The 15,390-nt window shown below is 65.0% G+C and carries 15 protein-coding genes; 7 read left to right on the top strand and 8 right to left on the bottom strand.

The window, feature by feature from the left end; translation table 11 throughout:
- Positions 1-98: 98 nt before the first annotated feature.
- Together RAD04_RS36335 and RAD04_RS36330 are read right to left on the bottom strand one after the other, a co-directional pair.
- Complete coding sequence (locus RAD04_RS36335) at positions 99-1,376, bottom strand: ArgE/DapE family deacylase (protein ID WP_461627620.1); 1,278 nt, start codon at positions 1,374-1,376, stop codon at positions 99-101.
- A gap of 54 nt (positions 1,377-1,430) precedes the next feature.
- Positions 1,431-2,156 (bottom strand): pyridoxamine 5'-phosphate oxidase family protein, encoded by a 726-nt coding sequence (locus RAD04_RS36330; RefSeq protein ID WP_461627619.1) that lies wholly within the window; start codon positions 2,154-2,156, stop codon positions 1,431-1,433.
- Positions 2,157-2,232: 76 nt separating this feature from the next.
- On the opposite strand from RAD04_RS36330, the gene pdxR reads away from it, so the two are divergent.
- Positions 2,233-3,723 (top strand): MocR-like pyridoxine biosynthesis transcription factor PdxR, encoded by a 1,491-nt coding sequence (pdxR, locus tag RAD04_RS36325; protein WP_461627618.1) that lies wholly within the window; start codon positions 2,233-2,235, stop codon positions 3,721-3,723.
- A gap of 67 nt (positions 3,724-3,790) precedes the next feature.
- Positions 3,791-4,036 carry a DUF6719 family protein gene (locus RAD04_RS36320; RefSeq protein WP_461627617.1) on the top strand — a complete coding sequence of 82 codons (246 nt, stop codon included), beginning with the start codon at positions 3,791-3,793 and terminating at the stop codon, positions 4,034-4,036.
- Here the strand turns inward: RAD04_RS36320 and RAD04_RS36315 are convergent, their stop codons facing one another.
- From RAD04_RS36315 to RAD04_RS36305, 3 genes are all read right to left on the bottom strand, one after another.
- Positions 4,037-4,402 (bottom strand): hypothetical protein, encoded by a 366-nt coding sequence (locus RAD04_RS36315; protein WP_461627616.1) that lies wholly within the window; start codon positions 4,400-4,402, stop codon positions 4,037-4,039.
- 34 nt (positions 4,403-4,436) lie between these two features.
- Positions 4,437-4,856 (bottom strand): hypothetical protein, encoded by a 420-nt coding sequence (locus tag RAD04_RS36310; RefSeq protein WP_461627615.1) that lies wholly within the window; start codon positions 4,854-4,856, stop codon positions 4,437-4,439.
- 409 nt (positions 4,857-5,265) lie between these two features.
- Positions 5,266-5,814, bottom strand: coding sequence for a CreA family protein (locus RAD04_RS36305; RefSeq protein WP_461627614.1), 549 nt, complete (start codon positions 5,812-5,814; stop codon positions 5,266-5,268).
- Positions 5,815-6,022: 208 nt separating this feature from the next.
- Between RAD04_RS36305 and RAD04_RS36300 the strand changes: the two genes are divergently transcribed.
- The 4 genes from RAD04_RS36300 to RAD04_RS36285 all read left to right on the top strand — a co-directional run bounded on the left by RAD04_RS36300 (position 6,023) and on the right by RAD04_RS36285 (position 10,016).
- Positions 6,023-7,603, top strand: coding sequence for a L,D-transpeptidase (locus RAD04_RS36300; RefSeq protein WP_461627613.1), 1,581 nt, complete (start codon positions 6,023-6,025; stop codon positions 7,601-7,603).
- A gap of 93 nt (positions 7,604-7,696) precedes the next feature.
- A complete protein-coding gene (locus RAD04_RS36295; RefSeq protein ID WP_461627612.1) occupies positions 7,697-8,266 on the top strand; it encodes a glutathione peroxidase in 570 nt (189 codons plus the stop codon).
- A gap of 165 nt (positions 8,267-8,431) precedes the next feature.
- Positions 8,432-9,457 carry a polysaccharide deacetylase family protein gene (locus RAD04_RS36290; protein ID WP_461627611.1) on the top strand — a complete coding sequence of 342 codons (1,026 nt, stop codon included), beginning with the start codon at positions 8,432-8,434 and terminating at the stop codon, positions 9,455-9,457.
- A 7-nt stretch (positions 9,458-9,464) separates the two neighbouring features.
- A complete protein-coding gene (locus tag RAD04_RS36285; RefSeq protein ID WP_461627610.1) occupies positions 9,465-10,016 on the top strand; it encodes a dihydrofolate reductase in 552 nt (183 codons plus the stop codon).
- A gap of 4 nt (positions 10,017-10,020) precedes the next feature.
- Here the strand turns inward: RAD04_RS36285 and RAD04_RS36280 are convergent, their stop codons facing one another.
- From RAD04_RS36280 to RAD04_RS36270, 3 genes are all read right to left on the bottom strand, one after another.
- Positions 10,021-10,473, bottom strand: coding sequence for a DoxX family protein (locus tag RAD04_RS36280; RefSeq protein WP_338306866.1), 453 nt, complete (start codon positions 10,471-10,473; stop codon positions 10,021-10,023).
- Positions 10,474-10,607: 134 nt separating this feature from the next.
- Positions 10,608-10,736, bottom strand: a complete 129-nt coding sequence (locus RAD04_RS36275) for a hypothetical protein (RefSeq protein ID WP_461627609.1) — start codon at positions 10,734-10,736, stop codon at positions 10,608-10,610.
- Between the two features lie 42 nt (positions 10,737-10,778).
- The gene (locus tag RAD04_RS36270; RefSeq protein WP_461627608.1) at positions 10,779-13,085 is read right to left on the bottom strand and encodes an NADP-dependent malic enzyme; all 2,307 of its coding nucleotides are present in this window, start codon (positions 13,083-13,085) and stop codon (positions 10,779-10,781) included.
- A 246-nt stretch (positions 13,086-13,331) separates the two neighbouring features.
- Here RAD04_RS36270 and RAD04_RS36265 point away from each other — a divergent pair, with 246 nt between their 5' ends.
- On the top strand, positions 13,332-15,299 hold the full coding sequence (locus RAD04_RS36265) for a hypothetical protein (RefSeq protein ID WP_461627607.1): 1,968 nt from the start codon (positions 13,332-13,334) through the stop codon (positions 15,297-15,299).
- The last annotated feature ends 91 nt before the right edge of the window (positions 15,300-15,390 follow it).

The following is a 15,390-nucleotide window of genomic DNA, read 5'->3' as shown; positions in this document are numbered from 1 at the left end:
GCGTGCCCACCGTCTTCATCTTCCATATCGAGAAAACTCGTGGGCACGGCGCAAGTGCGCCTTTGCCCACCCTACCGAGAGCTGCGACAGAGTCGACGCTACGCCTTCTCCACCCCGCACCATTCCGCGATGAACAGCGCCATCGCCTTGGTCGTCTTCTTCAGCGATTCCAGCTCAACATATTCGTTGAAGCCGTGCATCTCGCCGCCGCTGGCCCCGAAGCACAGGCTCGGGATGCCCTCGTTGAGGCCGTAGAAGCGGGTGTCGGTGAGCGCGGTGAAGACGAGATCCTCCGGCGTGCCGCCATAGACCTTGCCGAACGCTTTGGCGAACGCAGCTTCCGGCGCGGCGGCACCGGTCAGCTCATAGCCCTCCGACAGGAAGCCCGACCATTCGATCTCCGGCGGATTGTTGGCGAGGAAGCGGTGGTTGCGCGCGGCAGCGGCGACGCAGGCCGCAATCTCCTTCTGGTGATCGGCGATCGACCAACCCGGCAGCACCGCGATCCGGCAATCGACGTCGCACCAGGCCGGCACGCTGGAGGCCCAATCGCCGCCCTTGATGATGCCGGGATTGAAGTTGATGGGATGGTTCAGCGTCTTGAAGTGCCTGTCAGCCTTGGCGCGCTCGTTCCATTCGATCTCGAGCTTTTGCAGCGCCTGGATCAAATGATAGGCGGCCATGATCGCGTTCGCGCCGGAGCCGGCAAAGGCGACATGGGTCGGGTGCCCCTTCACCCGCAGGCGAAACCAGATCACGCCGACCTGCGAGCGCACCATCTTGCCGCCGGTCGGCTCCGGAATGAAGCAGGCGTCCGCGCGATAGCCGCGCTGGAGCGTCGAGAGCGCACCCACGCCGGTGCTCTCCTCCTCGATCACCGACTGGAAATGGATCCGCGCCGTCGGCTTGAAGCCCGCCGCCTTGATCGCATCAAGCGCATAGAGCGCGCCGATGGTGCCGGACTTCATGTCGCAGGCACCGCGGCCGAACATCTTGCCGTCCTTGATGACGGGCGAGAAAGGCGGCGTGTCCCACAGTTCCAGGGGGCCTGCGGGCACCACGTCGCAGTGGCCCTGCAGGATCAGCGATTTGCCGCCATTCGTTTGCGGACGGTAGGTGCCCACCACCGAACGCGCCTTGGAGAAATCATGTTCGATCGGGCCGAAGCCGCGCAGGTCCTTGAGGTCGTCGACGTTGATGTGCCAGTCGTCGACCTCGTAGCCGCGCGCGCGCAGGAGGTCGCCGATCATGTCCTGGCACGGTCCCTCCGCCCCGCGGGTCGAAGGGATTGCGACAAAATCGCGTGTGGTGGCGAGCTGGGCCTCGAAGCCGGCATCGACGGCGTCAAGAATCCTCTGCTGCGTTTCGGCATTCATCAGGCAACTCCCGGCATTCCAATGGTTCCCAAGGAGCGCGCAAGCTAGCCGATTTCAGCCGTTCGGGTACTCCACAAAATAAGCATCCCGCAATGCATCTTCGAGCAGGCGGCCTTCCGAATAGCCATTCAGCGTCGCAGGCCGGCTGACGCCGTCGAGCAGGCGCGGGCACGGCTCCGGCGCGCCGAGCACGGTGCGCACCGGGATGCGCTCGGCATAGATCGGCAGCGCATAGTCCTCGTCGTCGTCGGCGACACCCTTGGCGCGAACCTTGGCCGAGGCCTCCTCGATCTCCATCGCGATGAAGGAGGTCGCCTTGATCTCCTGCGTGTTGCTGGACCGCAGGCTCGCCGTGCGGTCCGGGAAGAAGCGGTCGACCATCGCGATCACCGCGCGCTCCTTCTCCTCGGGGTCGGTGACGAGATAGGCGGTGCCGAACGCCATCACCGCACGGTAGTCTGCGGAGTGATTGAAGCCGCAGCGCGCGAGCACGAGGCTGTCGAGATGTGCGACCGTCAGGCACACGCGCTCGCCCCTGGTCTGGCTGCGCAGCATCCGGCTCGCGCTCGAGCCATGCCAGTACAGCTTGGTGCCCTCGCGCCAGAAGAAGGTCGGCGTGCAATAGGGCTGTCCGTCGATCACGTAGGAGACGTGGCAGAGCATCGAGGAATCCAGGATGCGATGAACCGTGGCGTGGTCGTAGAAGCCGCGGTCGTGCCGGCGCTTCACCTGGTTGCGCACTGAGGTCGGATATGAATTCGAGGTCTCGGTCTGGCTCACGGCCGCTCCTGCTCGGATTGGAAGAAATCTGGAAGCAGTTGTAGCGGCGCATTTGGTCTGCGATAGTTCCAATTCCATGCGAAATATTCCGACCAATTCTCTCCCCTCACCGGCCAAGCCTTCCTTGCCGACAAAGACCGAGCTGCCGCTCGACCTCACCGGCCCGCACGTCACGCCAGGCGCCTCCGCCGCACACCGGCTCTATCAGGCGCTGTGCGAGATGATCGTCTCCGGCCTCGTCAAGCCCGGCGAGCCGCTGCCGCCGTCGCGAACGCTGGCCACGCAGACCGGTTTTCGGCGCAACGCCGTCGTCATCGCCTATGAGCGCCTGATCGCCGACGGCTTCGCCGAGGCGACCGTCGGCTCCGGAACGTTCGTCGCCGCGCGCATTCCTGCGCGCACGGCCGAGCCGAACAAGCCGAAGGCCGTCGTTGAAACACCGGGGCAAGGCGCGTTCGCGCTCGGCTGCACCCATATCGACGAACGCGCGGTGCAGCGTTTTCGCGCTTTCGTCGGCCGGCGCATGCGCGCCTTCGGGGCCGAGCATTTGCATTATGGCGACCCCCGCGGCAGCCGCGAGCTGCGCGCGGCGATCGCCGATCATCTGTTGTCGGCGCGCGGCCTGCGCTGCGACCCCGATCAGATCATGCTGACATCGGGCACGCTGCATGCGCTGCGCATCGTGCTGAGCGCGATCCTGAAGGCTGGCGACCAGGTCTGGTGCGAGGACCCGGGTTACCCCGCCGCGCGAAAAACCATCGCGCATTGCGGCTATCGGGCCGTGCCGGTTCCGGTCGACGAGCACGGGATGCAGGTCGCCAAGGGACGCGCTGCCGGCCCCAACGCGCGCGCGGCCTATGTCACGCCGTCGCACCAGTTTCCGCTGGGCGTGCAGATGTCAATGCCGCGGCGGCTCGAGCTTCTGGACTGGGCCAAGCAGGCCGGCGCTTTCGTGCTGGAGGACGATTACGACAGCGAGTTTCGCTATGACGGCGCACCGCTGATGTCGCTCGCCGGCATCGATCGCCTCCAGCGCGTGATCTACCTCGGCACGTTTGCCAAGACGCTGTTTCCCGGCCTGCGCATCGGCTATTGCGCCCTGCCCGAACGCCTGATCGCGGACGTGACGGCTGCGCGCGCAGCGCTCGACCGCTTCCCCGGCACGCTGATGGAAGGTGCGGTGGCCGACATGCTCAACTCCGGCGCCTTCGCCGCAAACCTCAAGCGCGTGCGAAAACTCTATCGCGACGCCCGCGATGCGCTGGCCGAAACGCTGGAAGCCGCATCCGATGGCGTGCTATCGGTACCGGTGCCATCGCAAGGCCTGCATCTCGTCGCCCGGTTCGATCCCTCGGTCGACCTGGCAGTGGCAGCGCGGGCCAAGCAGGCGGCCGGCGCGGAAGGCTGGCTATTGGCCGACACCTATTCGCGCGCGCGCCCTCTGCCCGGCTTCGTGCTGGGATTTTCCGGCCACGCGGTTCCACAGCTCATCGCCTCCGCCGAACGGCTCGCGCGGGAATCGCGCACCGCGCTGCGCACGAGGAACAGATCGGCCCGGCGGCCCTGACAAAGGTTCACTACCAGAATCGCGAGCCCGTCCTTACATTGCGGTATCAATGCCGGGATCTTTCGCCATGCTTTTCCGCCGTGCAGCTTGCCTCTCGCTCCTGATCTCCGCCGCGCTCGTGACGACGGCGCACGCCGTCACGGTCGGACGCGAGCAGGACATCACAGATCTCAAGCTGGGCCAGCGCGTGCAGGTGGACGACGGAACCTGTCCCGCCGGACAGGTCAAGGAAGTGCGCGGAACAAAGATGACCGACAAGGGCGTCGCGCGCACCAGCGCTTGCGTGCCGCGCTACGGTCCGAAGACGAAATAGTTACTGCTTCGCCGGATCGAACATGCACTGCAGGGTTGGCTTGGCGATCTTGGTGAAGGTCGGGCCGATCTCGCCCTGCTTGGACGTCGGCACCCAGTCGGTCTCGATGGTGGGCACGCCGGTCTCGCTGATGCCGCGCAACAGCGCTTCGCGCAGATCGCGGTCCTCGACGGCCGCCGCGGCGTGATCGTGCAGGCAGCCGCAGACTTCCTCGGGATGTTCCCACCGCCCGAGCATCCGCGGCGCGCACTGACGCACGAACTCAGTGCGGGGATCCGGTAACCTGGTGGGAGCGCGCACCTGCGCCTGGGCCGCATTGATCGTCAGAATGGACACGAAGGCAGCGGCGCAAAATCGAACGATCATGGTGGCCTTTATCGGCTGATTCTCTTGTTATCGATCAGAAGCGCGCGGCAACCACGATCGGCTGCGACGTTGTGGGGATGATCGGCGAGCCGCTGTACTGGAAGGTGCCGACACCGGGAAGACTGCCGTCCGGCGCGCCCGCGAGCGAAGAGCCTGCGATCACGAAACCGAAGGCAAGGATGAAGCTGAGCGCGCGCATGGTCTCGTCTCCGAATTCGGTGGCCGGCGGTGCGCCGTTCGTCGTTGTGAAGCTGATAACCATGGGCGGTTTCGCGCGTGATGCGCCAAAAGCGCAAAATGGTTTCATCTCCGTGAGAATTGTTTCGTCCGGCCCGGGACGACGACACAATTCTCCGAAAAGACCAATGTTTTCAGTCGGGTCTCGCAGCAAATCAAAGTGGCCTGCCAAGTTCCGGTTGCGGTGCGCGGACACACCGGACGCCGCCGCCGTCATGCTCCCGCCTTACCCGCTTCACACGCATTTTACGTTTTTCTGCTGAATGGAGCGGCAAACGAAGGCTGGGTCGAACCGAGATCACGTCGGCTGCGACCCAAGCCATCGAAGCCAGGACGCCCGGATCACCGGGCGCATTCACTTGAGGGATGGCCATTATGGCGGCGCAAGATCTCGCACTGCCGCGCGAGGCGGACCAACGGACGGACCGCGGAGATCAACGGTCGAATCGCGTCGCCTCAGTCGGCGCAATGTCGTTGCAGTCTGGCCGCGACTTTGAAGCCGCGCCACAAGCGTTCGTGCGGCTGACCGGCTCGCACCTTGTCAAACCGCGGGCCAGCCGCGCTGCGTGAAACGCTACCGCGTCACGGCGTGAACGCAAACGCTTCACGGAGTGAACGCAAGCGCGTCACTGAGTGAAGAACTCGCCGCACTTCTGGACGTTTGCGTCCGCCGGTCCCCACGGCATGATCGGCACGGTCGAGGTCGAGTTCTTCGGCGAGCCCTCGATCAGCCTGTCCGAATAGACCATGTAGACCAGCACGTTGCGCTTGGAGTCGCAGCCGCGCACGATCTGCATCTTCTTGAAGAACAGCGAGCGGCGCTGACGGAACATGTCGTCGCCCTGCTCCATCTTGTTCTTGAACTTGATTGGGCCGACCTGGCGGCAGGCCAGCGAGATGTCCGAGACCTCCTCGGCAAGGCCCAGCCAGCCCTTGAAGCCGCCCTTCTCCGGCACGGTGAAATGACAGGCGACTCCCTCGACTTCGGGATCGTCGAGACCATAGGTCGCGAGCTTGTCGTTCGGACTCATCCATTTGAACACGGTGGAGCGGCGGAAGATCAGATCGGGCTCGTCGGCGGCCGAAGCGGACGCCGCCGGCACGACCAGGGCCAGGAGGAAGAAAGCTAGGCCTTTCAATCGGATGCTGGAAAGACCGAGGAAACGAGATGACATGAAGTTCTCCGGTAACAAGTCGCCACAATGTAGGCATGAGGCAGCCGCTCAGGAAGACGACGGACAGACGGGCGCGGCCGCCGTTTACCGCTCCGTGAGGCTTTTTTGCTACGAGTTGGACAAATGTAGCTGATGGCAGAACCGCCCTGCTGGTGAACGCGTATCCCCTCTGCGAGACTAACTTCTGATTTGGATTATGGATTCGAGGATGAACAGCGTGAACGGGTCGGGTTTTTCAACCAAGCCGGCGCGGCTGTGGCAGGTCGCCATTTTGACGGCGGCGGGTGTGATCGGCGCGACCAGCCAGGCAGACGCAGCATTTTATTATTGGACGGATTATTCCGACGGGTCCTATTACGCCCGGCAGGACCGGCATCCCGAAATACCGCGCCAGAAGCCGCAGAAGCGCGGCGCTGCCGTCAAGAAGGAAGCTGTCGCCGGGAAGGAAGCCGGGACCAAGCCCCAAGGGCCGCTGGTCATCGTCGTATCGATCGACCGGCAGAAGGTCACGGTCTACGACACCAACGGCGTGTTCGCGGAATCTCCGGTGTCGACAGGCATGAAGGGCCATTCGACGCCGATGGGTGTGTTCAGCGTCATCCAGAAGCACAAATTCCACCACTCCAACATCTATAGCGGCGCGCCGATGCCGTACATGCAGCGGATCACCTGGTCCGGTGTCGCCATGCATGCCGGCGTGCTGCCGGGTTATCCGGCCTCGCATGGCTGCATCCGCATGCCGATGGCGTTCGCGGTGAAGATGTGGAACTGGACCAGGATGGGCGCGCGCGTCATCGTCGCGCCCGGCGAGATGACGCCGCACAGCTTCTCCCATCCCCTGCTCGCCTCGTCGCGCGTGCCGCCGCAGCCTGCGGCCAGCCTGGAGCCGCAGACCAATGTCGGCGACAAGGCCGACAAGGGCGCCGCGCCGACCACAGCCGCCGAGACCAAAACTGCCAGCGCCGACAGCGTGCTCGAGCTGCGCACCTCCGTCGGACACGTCGCGATGTCGGATGTGACCACGGGCAATGCGTCAGCCCGCGAGGAAGCCGCCGTGCCGGCTGACAAGACCAAGACGGCCGAGGCATCCGACGCGGCCAAGCCTCAATCGGAGGAAGCCGCCAAGCCGGCTAGCGACGACAAGCCCGCCACCGACAAGGTCGAAGCTGTCAAGACCGAGCCGGTCAAGACTGAAGCCGCGGACTCCGCGAAGACGCCCGATGCGCCGGCGCCTGCGCTCGCCGCCTCGCCCGACGCAAAGAAGGATGACGGCCGCGTTGCCGAACCGGCGGTGGCCGCAAAGCCGGAAGCGCCCAAGCGGGCGGGCCAGATCGCCGTCTTCATCAGCCGCAAGGATTCCAAGCTCTACGTACGGCAGAATTTCGCGCCGCTGTTCGAGGTCCCGATCACGATCGCCACGAGCGACCGTCCGCTCGGCACGCATATCTTCACCGCCGAGCTCGACAAGACCGACTCCAATGCGCTGCGTTGGTCGGTGGTGTCGCTGCCGGTCTCCGCCCGTTCCGCGGCCCGCGAGGACGACAGCCGCCTCACGCGCCGCAAGGATGGCGCTGCGGTGATCCCCGTCGCCGCCAAGCCTGTGACTGCCAAGCCCGTGGTCACGCCGGACAGCCCGGCCGCGGCCCTCGACCGCATCTCGATCCCCGCCGACACCATGGCGAAGATCAACGAGATGCTGACATCAGGCGGCTCGATCATCATCTCGGACCAGGGCATCAATCAGGGCGAGACCGGCGAAGGCACCGATTTCATCGTCCGCCTGTACTGACCTGTTTCCCGACGCCCCGATAACGCGGTGTTGACGAGGCAGGTCGCAGCGGCGGAGTAACATGCGGCCCGGATCATTTCGGGGGACGCCGTCATGATGAATCGCAGAACGATGCTCACCGCGGCGCTTGCAGGCATGCTCGTGCCGGCAACGCGCGCGCTCGCCGATGGCGGCATGAGCCGGATCTCGGCCTATGCCTTCTCCTTCCCCGCTTTGTCCGGCGACGAAATCCGCCTTGCCGCCTTCACTGGCAAGCCACTGCTGGTGGTCAACACCGCCTCGCTCTGTGGCTACACACCGCAATATGCCGGCCTGCAGGAGATCTGGAACGAGTTTCGCGCGCGCGGGCTCACCGTGATCGGCGTGCCCTCCAACGATTTCGGCAGCCAGGAGCCGGGCGGCAGCAGCGAGATCACGGAGACCGCCCACCACCAATATGGTGTTACCTTCCCGGTTGCGGCCAAGGCGAATGTCGTCGGCGCGAAGGCGCATCCCTTCTACAAATGGGCCGCCGATGCGCGGCCGCGGGAAGTTCCGCGCTGGAACTTCCACAAATACTTGATCGGGCGCGACGGCTATATCGCCGAGGTCTTTCCGTCCGCGGTCGAACCGGCCGACACGCGGATCAAGACGGCCATTGCCAGGACGCTGGCCGATAGTTGACGCGCGGCGCCTCAATCCGGCTGGGCACAATTGTGGCGGGATGCCAAACAGCCGTTGCAATGGCGAGGGCCCACCATCTAGGCTAGGATCGTTTGGGGCAGGACGGTTTTTGCCGAGGGCGAAAAGCAGCGGCGGAACAACGGGATCAATCTCGAGGACAACACCATGCGTGTGGCGGCAGGACTGATTTTGGCAAGCGCGATGTCGGTTGCGATGACCGGCGCAGCATGGTCGCAGACCCCGGCCGCAAAGCCCGCAACTGCGACGCAAGCCGCACCGGCGGCAACGCCGGCCGCGGCCGCGCCTGCTGCGGCTCCGCCGGCAGCTCCCGCGGCAGCCGCCGCGCCGGCAGGCTTCGTCAATCCGCCTCCGCCCAAACAGGCGCCACAGCCGGCCCGCGCGGCCTGCAACACGCCGGGCGCGCTCGGTGTCGCCCGCACCGTCGAGATCGACACCACGGGTGGTCCCGGCTTCGGCTTCGAGCATTTCAAGGACCTCGACTTCCTGCGCGACAAGGAGGTGGTGCTGACCTTCGACGACGGCCCCTGGCCCAAGAACACGCCCGCCGTGCTGAAGGCGCTCGCCGATGAATGCACCACCGGCATCTTCTTCTCGATCGGCAAGCACGCGACCTACGAGCCGGAGATCCTGAAGCAGGTCTACAACGCCGGCCACACCGTCGGCACCCACACCTGGTCGCACGCCAATCTCAACAACAAGAAGCTCAACGAAGCGCAGCGCAAGGAAGAGATCGAGAAGGGCCTGTCCGCGGTGAAGTGGGCGCTCGGCGGCATCTCGCCCTCACCGTTCTTCCGCTTCCCGGCGCTTCAGCATCCGCCGGAGATGGTCACCTATCTCGGCAACCGCAACACCGCGATCTTCTCCTGCGATATCGACTCCTTCGACTTCAAGGCCTCCAAGCCCGAGAAGGTGGTCGAGACCGTGATGAAGAAGCTCGACACCAAGGGCAAGGGCATCATCCTGATGCACGACTTCCAGAAGCACACTGCGGAGGCCCTGCCCGAGCTGCTCAAGCGCCTGAAGGCCGGCGGCTACAAGGTGGTGGCGATGCGCGCCAAATTCCCGGCCACGTCGCTGCCCGAATACGACCAGGAGCTGCTCAAGGACGCCAAGCTGCCGACGGTGAGCCAGCGCCCGGTCAACTCCGTGGTGACGACCGTTTCCGAATAGACGGCCATTGTCTTTCCGTATCGAAGGCTACGTCATCGTCTCTGCGGACGGCATGCTCGCCGACGCGAGCCACGTCATGCCCGACAGCCTGAAGTTCGACGGCGACAAGCTGTTCTTCGAGCAGGCGCTCGATCGCGCCGCGCTGATCGTGCACGGCCGCAACTCGCATGAGCAGCAGCCGAATTCGCCGAAGCGCAAGCGGCTGATCCTGACCCGCAAGATCAAGGCGCTCACCGTCGATCCGGAGATGCCGAACGCGACGCTGTGGAATCCGGAACAGGCGAGCTTCGAGGAGGCCTGCGCCTTTGCCGATGTCGCCACCGGCATGGTCGCCATCATCGGCGGCCCAGCCGTGTTCGAGATGTTCATGGGCCGCTACGATACGTTCTGGCTGTCCGAAGCCCCGCATGTGCGCCTGCCCGGCGGCGAAGGCTGTTTCGTCGGCGTGCCCCAGCGGAGCCCGCAGGAGGTGCTGACGTCGCACGGGATGCAGCCGGGCGCGCCGTATTTGCTCGATGCGGCGCATGAGGTGACCGTGACACCCTGGCGCCGAACCTAGGCCCTCAGACGTCCCCGTACGCCGCCTCGGCCGGACGCGTGGTGCGGCCGTATCCCATGATCATGAACAAGGCGCCGATGATCGAGAGGTTCTTCAGCGCGTCGACCACCATCTTGGCATTGTCGGGCGGCGCCTGGTTCCAGAAGTCGTCGAACAGCACGGTCGCGACCGCGACATAGACGATCATCAGCATCGCGAAGAACCGCGCGCCGAAATTCAGCGCGATCATCAGCCCCGCGATGATCTCGAGCGCGCCGACCGCGATCGCCAGCAGCTGCGGCGTGGTCATGGCGGTGGCGGTCTCCACCTGCTTGGCGTAGGGCGCGACGATGTCGGGCACCACGACCTTGGTGGCGATGAAGTCGGCGGTCGCCTGGATGGCAAAGAGCTTCGTCGCGCCCGTGTAGATGAACAGCACGGCGAACAGGATTCGCCCGAAAGTCACGAACGCTGGCATGATCGGCCTCTTGGCAAAGCGCTAAGCACGGAACGCGCGAGGATTATGAAGAGTCACGCGCCGCTTTACAAACGGGGAAATGGAGAACTGAAAGCAATTCAAGATTTGCGAGGCGCGCGATGTAGTGGCGTTCCCTAGCGGAATCGAACCGCCTGGGCGAATTCGACCACCGCTCTCTCGGCGTCATGGCCGGGCTTGACCCGGCCATCCACGGCTTGTCCCGCGGCACGCAGATCGTGGATGCCCGGGACAAGCCCGGGCATGACGAGTTCGGGGAAATGTTGATCCCTTACGTGAACGAACCCTTACGTAAACAACGTCGGCTGCCGGGCCGCGCGCTCCTGCGCTTCTACGACCGCAACGGCCGTCATGTTGAGGATGCCACGCGCCGTCACAGAGGGGGTGAGGATATGCGCCGGGCGCGCCGGGCCGACCAGGATCGGGCCGACGGGGAGCGCGTCCGCCAGCGACTTGATCATCTGATAGGCGACGTTGGCGGTGTCCAGCGTCGGCATGATCAGGATGTTGGCCTCGCCCTCGAGATTGGAATGCGGCAACACCATTTTTCGCGCGGCAGCGGAGAGCGCAGTATCGCCCTGCATCTCGCCGTCGGCCTCGATCTCCGGATGCTTTTCCTTGAGCAGCTGGGTCGCGCGGCGCATCTTGCGCGAGGAATCGGTGTCGTAGCTGCCGAAATCCGAGTGCGAGACGAAGGCGATCTTCGGCTTGATGTTGAAGCGCTGGACGTGGACCGCGGCGAGCGATGCGATCTCGGCGAGCTCCTCCGCGCTCGGATTGGGGCGAACTTGCGTGTCGGCGATAAAGAAGGCGCCCTTGCTGGTGATCAGGAGTGCCAGCGCCGCGTAGTCGCTGATGCCCGGGCAAAAACCGACGATCTCGCGAACATGGCGCAGATGGCTCATGTAGCGGCCCTCGACGCCGCAAAGCATCGCATCCGCCTCCCCGCGCGTCACCGCGAGCGCAGCGATGACCGTGTTGTTGGTACGCACCACCGTGCGCGCCGCATCCGGCGTCACGCCGCGTCGCCCGGCGACCTCGACATAGGACTGCACATAGGAGCGATAGCGCGGATCGTCCTCGGGATTGACGAGATCGAAATCCTTGCCGGCGCGGATCGAGAGGCCGAAACGCTTGATGCGCGCCTCCACGACCGAAGGACGGCCGACCAGGATCGGCCGCGCCAAATTCTCCTCCAGCACCACTTGCGTGGCGCGCAGCACGCGCTCGTCCTCGCCTTCGGCGTAGATCACGCGGACCGGCTGGGTCTTGGCCTTGGCGAACATCGGCTTCATGACGAGGCCGGAGCGGAAGGCGAAGCGCTCGAGCAGCGCCCTGTACTCGTCGAAATTGGTGATGGGCCGCGTCGCGACGCCGGACTCCATCGCAGCCTTCGCAACCGCCGGCGCGATGCGCAGGATCAACCGGGGATCAAAGGGACTCGGGATCAGCGAGCCCGGGCCGAACCCTTGCGTCTCGCCGGTGTCGAAACCCTGCGCGACTGCGTCCGACGGCGCCTCGCGCGCGAGCTGCGCGATGGCCTCGACGGCGGCATGCTTCATCTCCTCGTTGATGGCGCTGGCGCCGACATCGAGCGCGCCGCGGAAGATGAACGGAAAGCACAGGACGTTGTTGACCTGGTTCGGATAGTCGGAGCGGCCGGTGCAGATCATGGCGTCGGGGCGCACCTTGCGCGCCTCCTCCGGCATGATCTCAGGCGTCGGGTTGGCGAGCGCCATGATCAGCGGCTTGTCGGCCATCGCCTTGGCCATCTCGGGCTTGAGCACGCCCGGCGCCGAGAGACCGATGAAGATGTCGGCGCCGCCGATGACGTCGCCGAGCGTGCGCTTCTCGGTCTTCTGCGCATAGACCGCCTTCCAGCGGTCCATCGTGGTGTTGCGGCCCTCATGCACGAGGCCGTCGATGTCGCAGACCCAGATGTTCTTGCGCTGCGCGCCCATCGACACCAGCAGATTCAGCGTGGCGATCGCCGCAGCCCCTGCCCCCGACGCGACGATCTTGACGTCGGACAGCTTCTTGCCGTTCAGGCGCAGGCCGTTGGTGATGGCGGCGGCGACGATGATGGCGGTGCCATGCTGGTCGTCATGGAAGACCGGGATCTTCATGCGCTCCTTGAGCTGCGCCTCGATCTCGAAGCACTCCGGTCCGCGGATGTCTTCCAGATTGATGCCGCCGAAGGTCGGCTCAAGCGCCGCCACGGTCTCGACCACGCGATCGATGGTGTCGGCGGCGATCTCGATGTCGAACACGTCGATACCGGCGAACTTCTTGAACAGGACGGCCTTGCCCTCCATCACCGGCTTGGAGGCCAGCGGGCCGATATTACCGAGACCGAGCACGGCGGTACCGTTGGAGACCACGGCGACCAGATTGGCGCGGGTGGTCAGCGTGGCGGCTTCCGCCGGATTCTTGGCGATCTCGGTGCAGGCCGCGGCGACGCCCGGCGAATAGGCCAGCGCGAGGTCGCGCTGGTTGGCAAGCGGCTTGCTTGCCTGGATCTCGAGCTTTCCAGGGCGCGGCAGACGGTGATAGGCGAGCGCCGCCTGGTGGAGATCATCAGAATAGGACGACATGCGGTGTCTCGCCTCGCGTTACCGGCCTCAAAATGCACGATCCGAAGCAGCTGTCCAAGCGGACCGTATTTCCGGGTCATGGAAACGGGATGAAGCACGCCGGGCGCCCCGGTGGCAACATCCGATTGCGCGCCCATCAACAGGGCGCGCGGTCAAATATTTGAAAACCATAGCTTTCCCTGGACCGCGCGGCGTTTCGCGAATATGGCAGGTTGCGCGGTGCAAAACGAGCAACTGGAGCTGGGAATGAAGCGAATCCTGATCGGCCTGATCGTGGCAGCCGTACTCGGCGCGGGCGGATGGTTCGGCTTCAACCTCTATGTCCAGCATCGCGCCACCGCTGAGGTCGAGGCAGCCTTCGAGCAGATCCGCGCAGGCGGCGGCAAGGCGAGCCATGGCAAGATCGGATTCGAACTTGGGACGCGCACGCTGACGATCGAGGATATCAATGTCGAGCCCGGCCAGCCGCAGCTCGCCAATGTCAAGGTCGCGAAGGTCACGGCCGTCGGTGTACGCAAGCCGGATGAGGCCCATTTCTCGGCCGACAGCATTGAAGTGTCCGGAGTCGAAGTAGCCTTCACGTCCACCGAGCGGGCGAAGCTGAAAGCTAACTACAAGATCCCGCAGATCAGCGCTCGCGACTTTTCCGGCCCGACCCGTGCAGACAGCACTCAGTTGTCCGGGTCGATCATCGACATGTACCGCTTCATGCTCGCGCAATACGCGACCGTCTCGGCGTCCTCGATCGTGGCGCCGACCGTCGCGGTCAGCGTCGATGCAGGCACCGGCAATGCCGGCAGCGGGGATTACGTCTATTCGGGTCTGTCGGTCCAGAACGTCAACCGCGGCAAAATCGAAACGACGAAGACGGACCGCATCACCTATGCGGTCGACCTGGCCCAACCGGGCAAGCCCTCGAAAATGACCGGCGAGCTGTCCGGTCTGGCCGCCTACGATTTCGACGCAGCCGCTGTCAGGGCCGCGCTCGATCAGCAAGGGTCGAGCGACGACAGTTTCCACAGGATCTATCGGCGCATCTCGGTCAACTCATACGTGGTGACGACCGCACCGGGCGTGCGCGTGCTGATCGACGGTATCACCTTTGACGACATCGCGATCCGGCCCTCCAAATTCCGCCCGGCCGAGATCATCGCGCTGGTCCCGGCCGACGGCTCGATCCCGACGCCGGCGCAGTCGCGCGACATGATGGAGAAGGTGGCCGACTTCTTCGAGGGCTTTCAGATCGGCAAGGCCGAGATCGGCAAGCAGACGGTCGAGACGCCGCAAGGGACGGGACGCCTCAACGCCGTCAAATACGATCAAGACAGAATAGCGCTGGAAGGCCTCGACATGCCGATGCCGCAGGGGCAGCTCAAGATGGAGCGTTTCGCGCTGAAGTCCTTCAGCGCGGCAAATCTGATGCGCTGGGCGGCAAGCCTCCGAACGCCCGGACAGGCGCCCTCGCCCGATCAGATGCTCGGCCTGTTCCGCGTGCTCGAAGGCGCCGAGATCAAGGGCGTGGTGGCGCCCTACAAGAATACGCGGCAGTTCGTCACTATCGACACGATCAGCCTGAACTGGGGCCAGCTGGTCGGATCGATTCCGAGCAAGGCCAATCTGGTCGTGAGGATGGTCGCGCCGACAGATCCCTCCAATCCGGCGCAGCGGCCGCTGGTCATGGCAGGAGTGGACAAGCTTGCGATCGACCTCGATCTCGGTGCGTCCTGGACGGAATCGTCCGGCGCATTCGCGCTCGCGCCGGCCACGCTCGATCTCGGCAACCTCGCCAAAGCGCAGGCCCGCTTTGGGCTTGCCAACGTCCCGCGCAGCCTGTTCACGACCGACCCGGTGCAGGCGATGGGCCAGGCGGCGCAGGTCGAGACCGGCACGTTCGAGCTCTCGCTGCGCGACAGCGGCGTCGTCGATCTCGTCGTGGCGCAGTTCGCGCGCATGCAGGACGTCAGCCGCGACGCCGCGCGCAGCGCCATCGTCGCGATGATCAGGGCGCAGGGCGAGAAGATCACAGGGGCCAATGGCGACGTGAAAATGGCGGTCGATGCGCTCGCCGGTTTCGTCGAGACGTCAGGGCAGACGCTGACCGCCAAGCTAACGCCCCGCGCCAAGGTGCCGCTGATGCAATTGATGCAGCTGTCGCAAAGCGACCCCGAGGGCGCGCTGGCGCAGTTCAGGATCGAGGCGTCGACGGGATTGTAGGCAACAGCGGTGGTCTCGTGTCCCGGGCGCGCTGCAACGCCCTTAGCGTTGCTGCGCAGAACCGGGACCCAGAAAGCTGCCGCTTACCGAG

It is taken from the genome of Bradyrhizobium sp. 25ACV, assembly GCF_054863005.1.
This window is presented reverse-complemented; position numbering and strand designations above follow the sequence as displayed.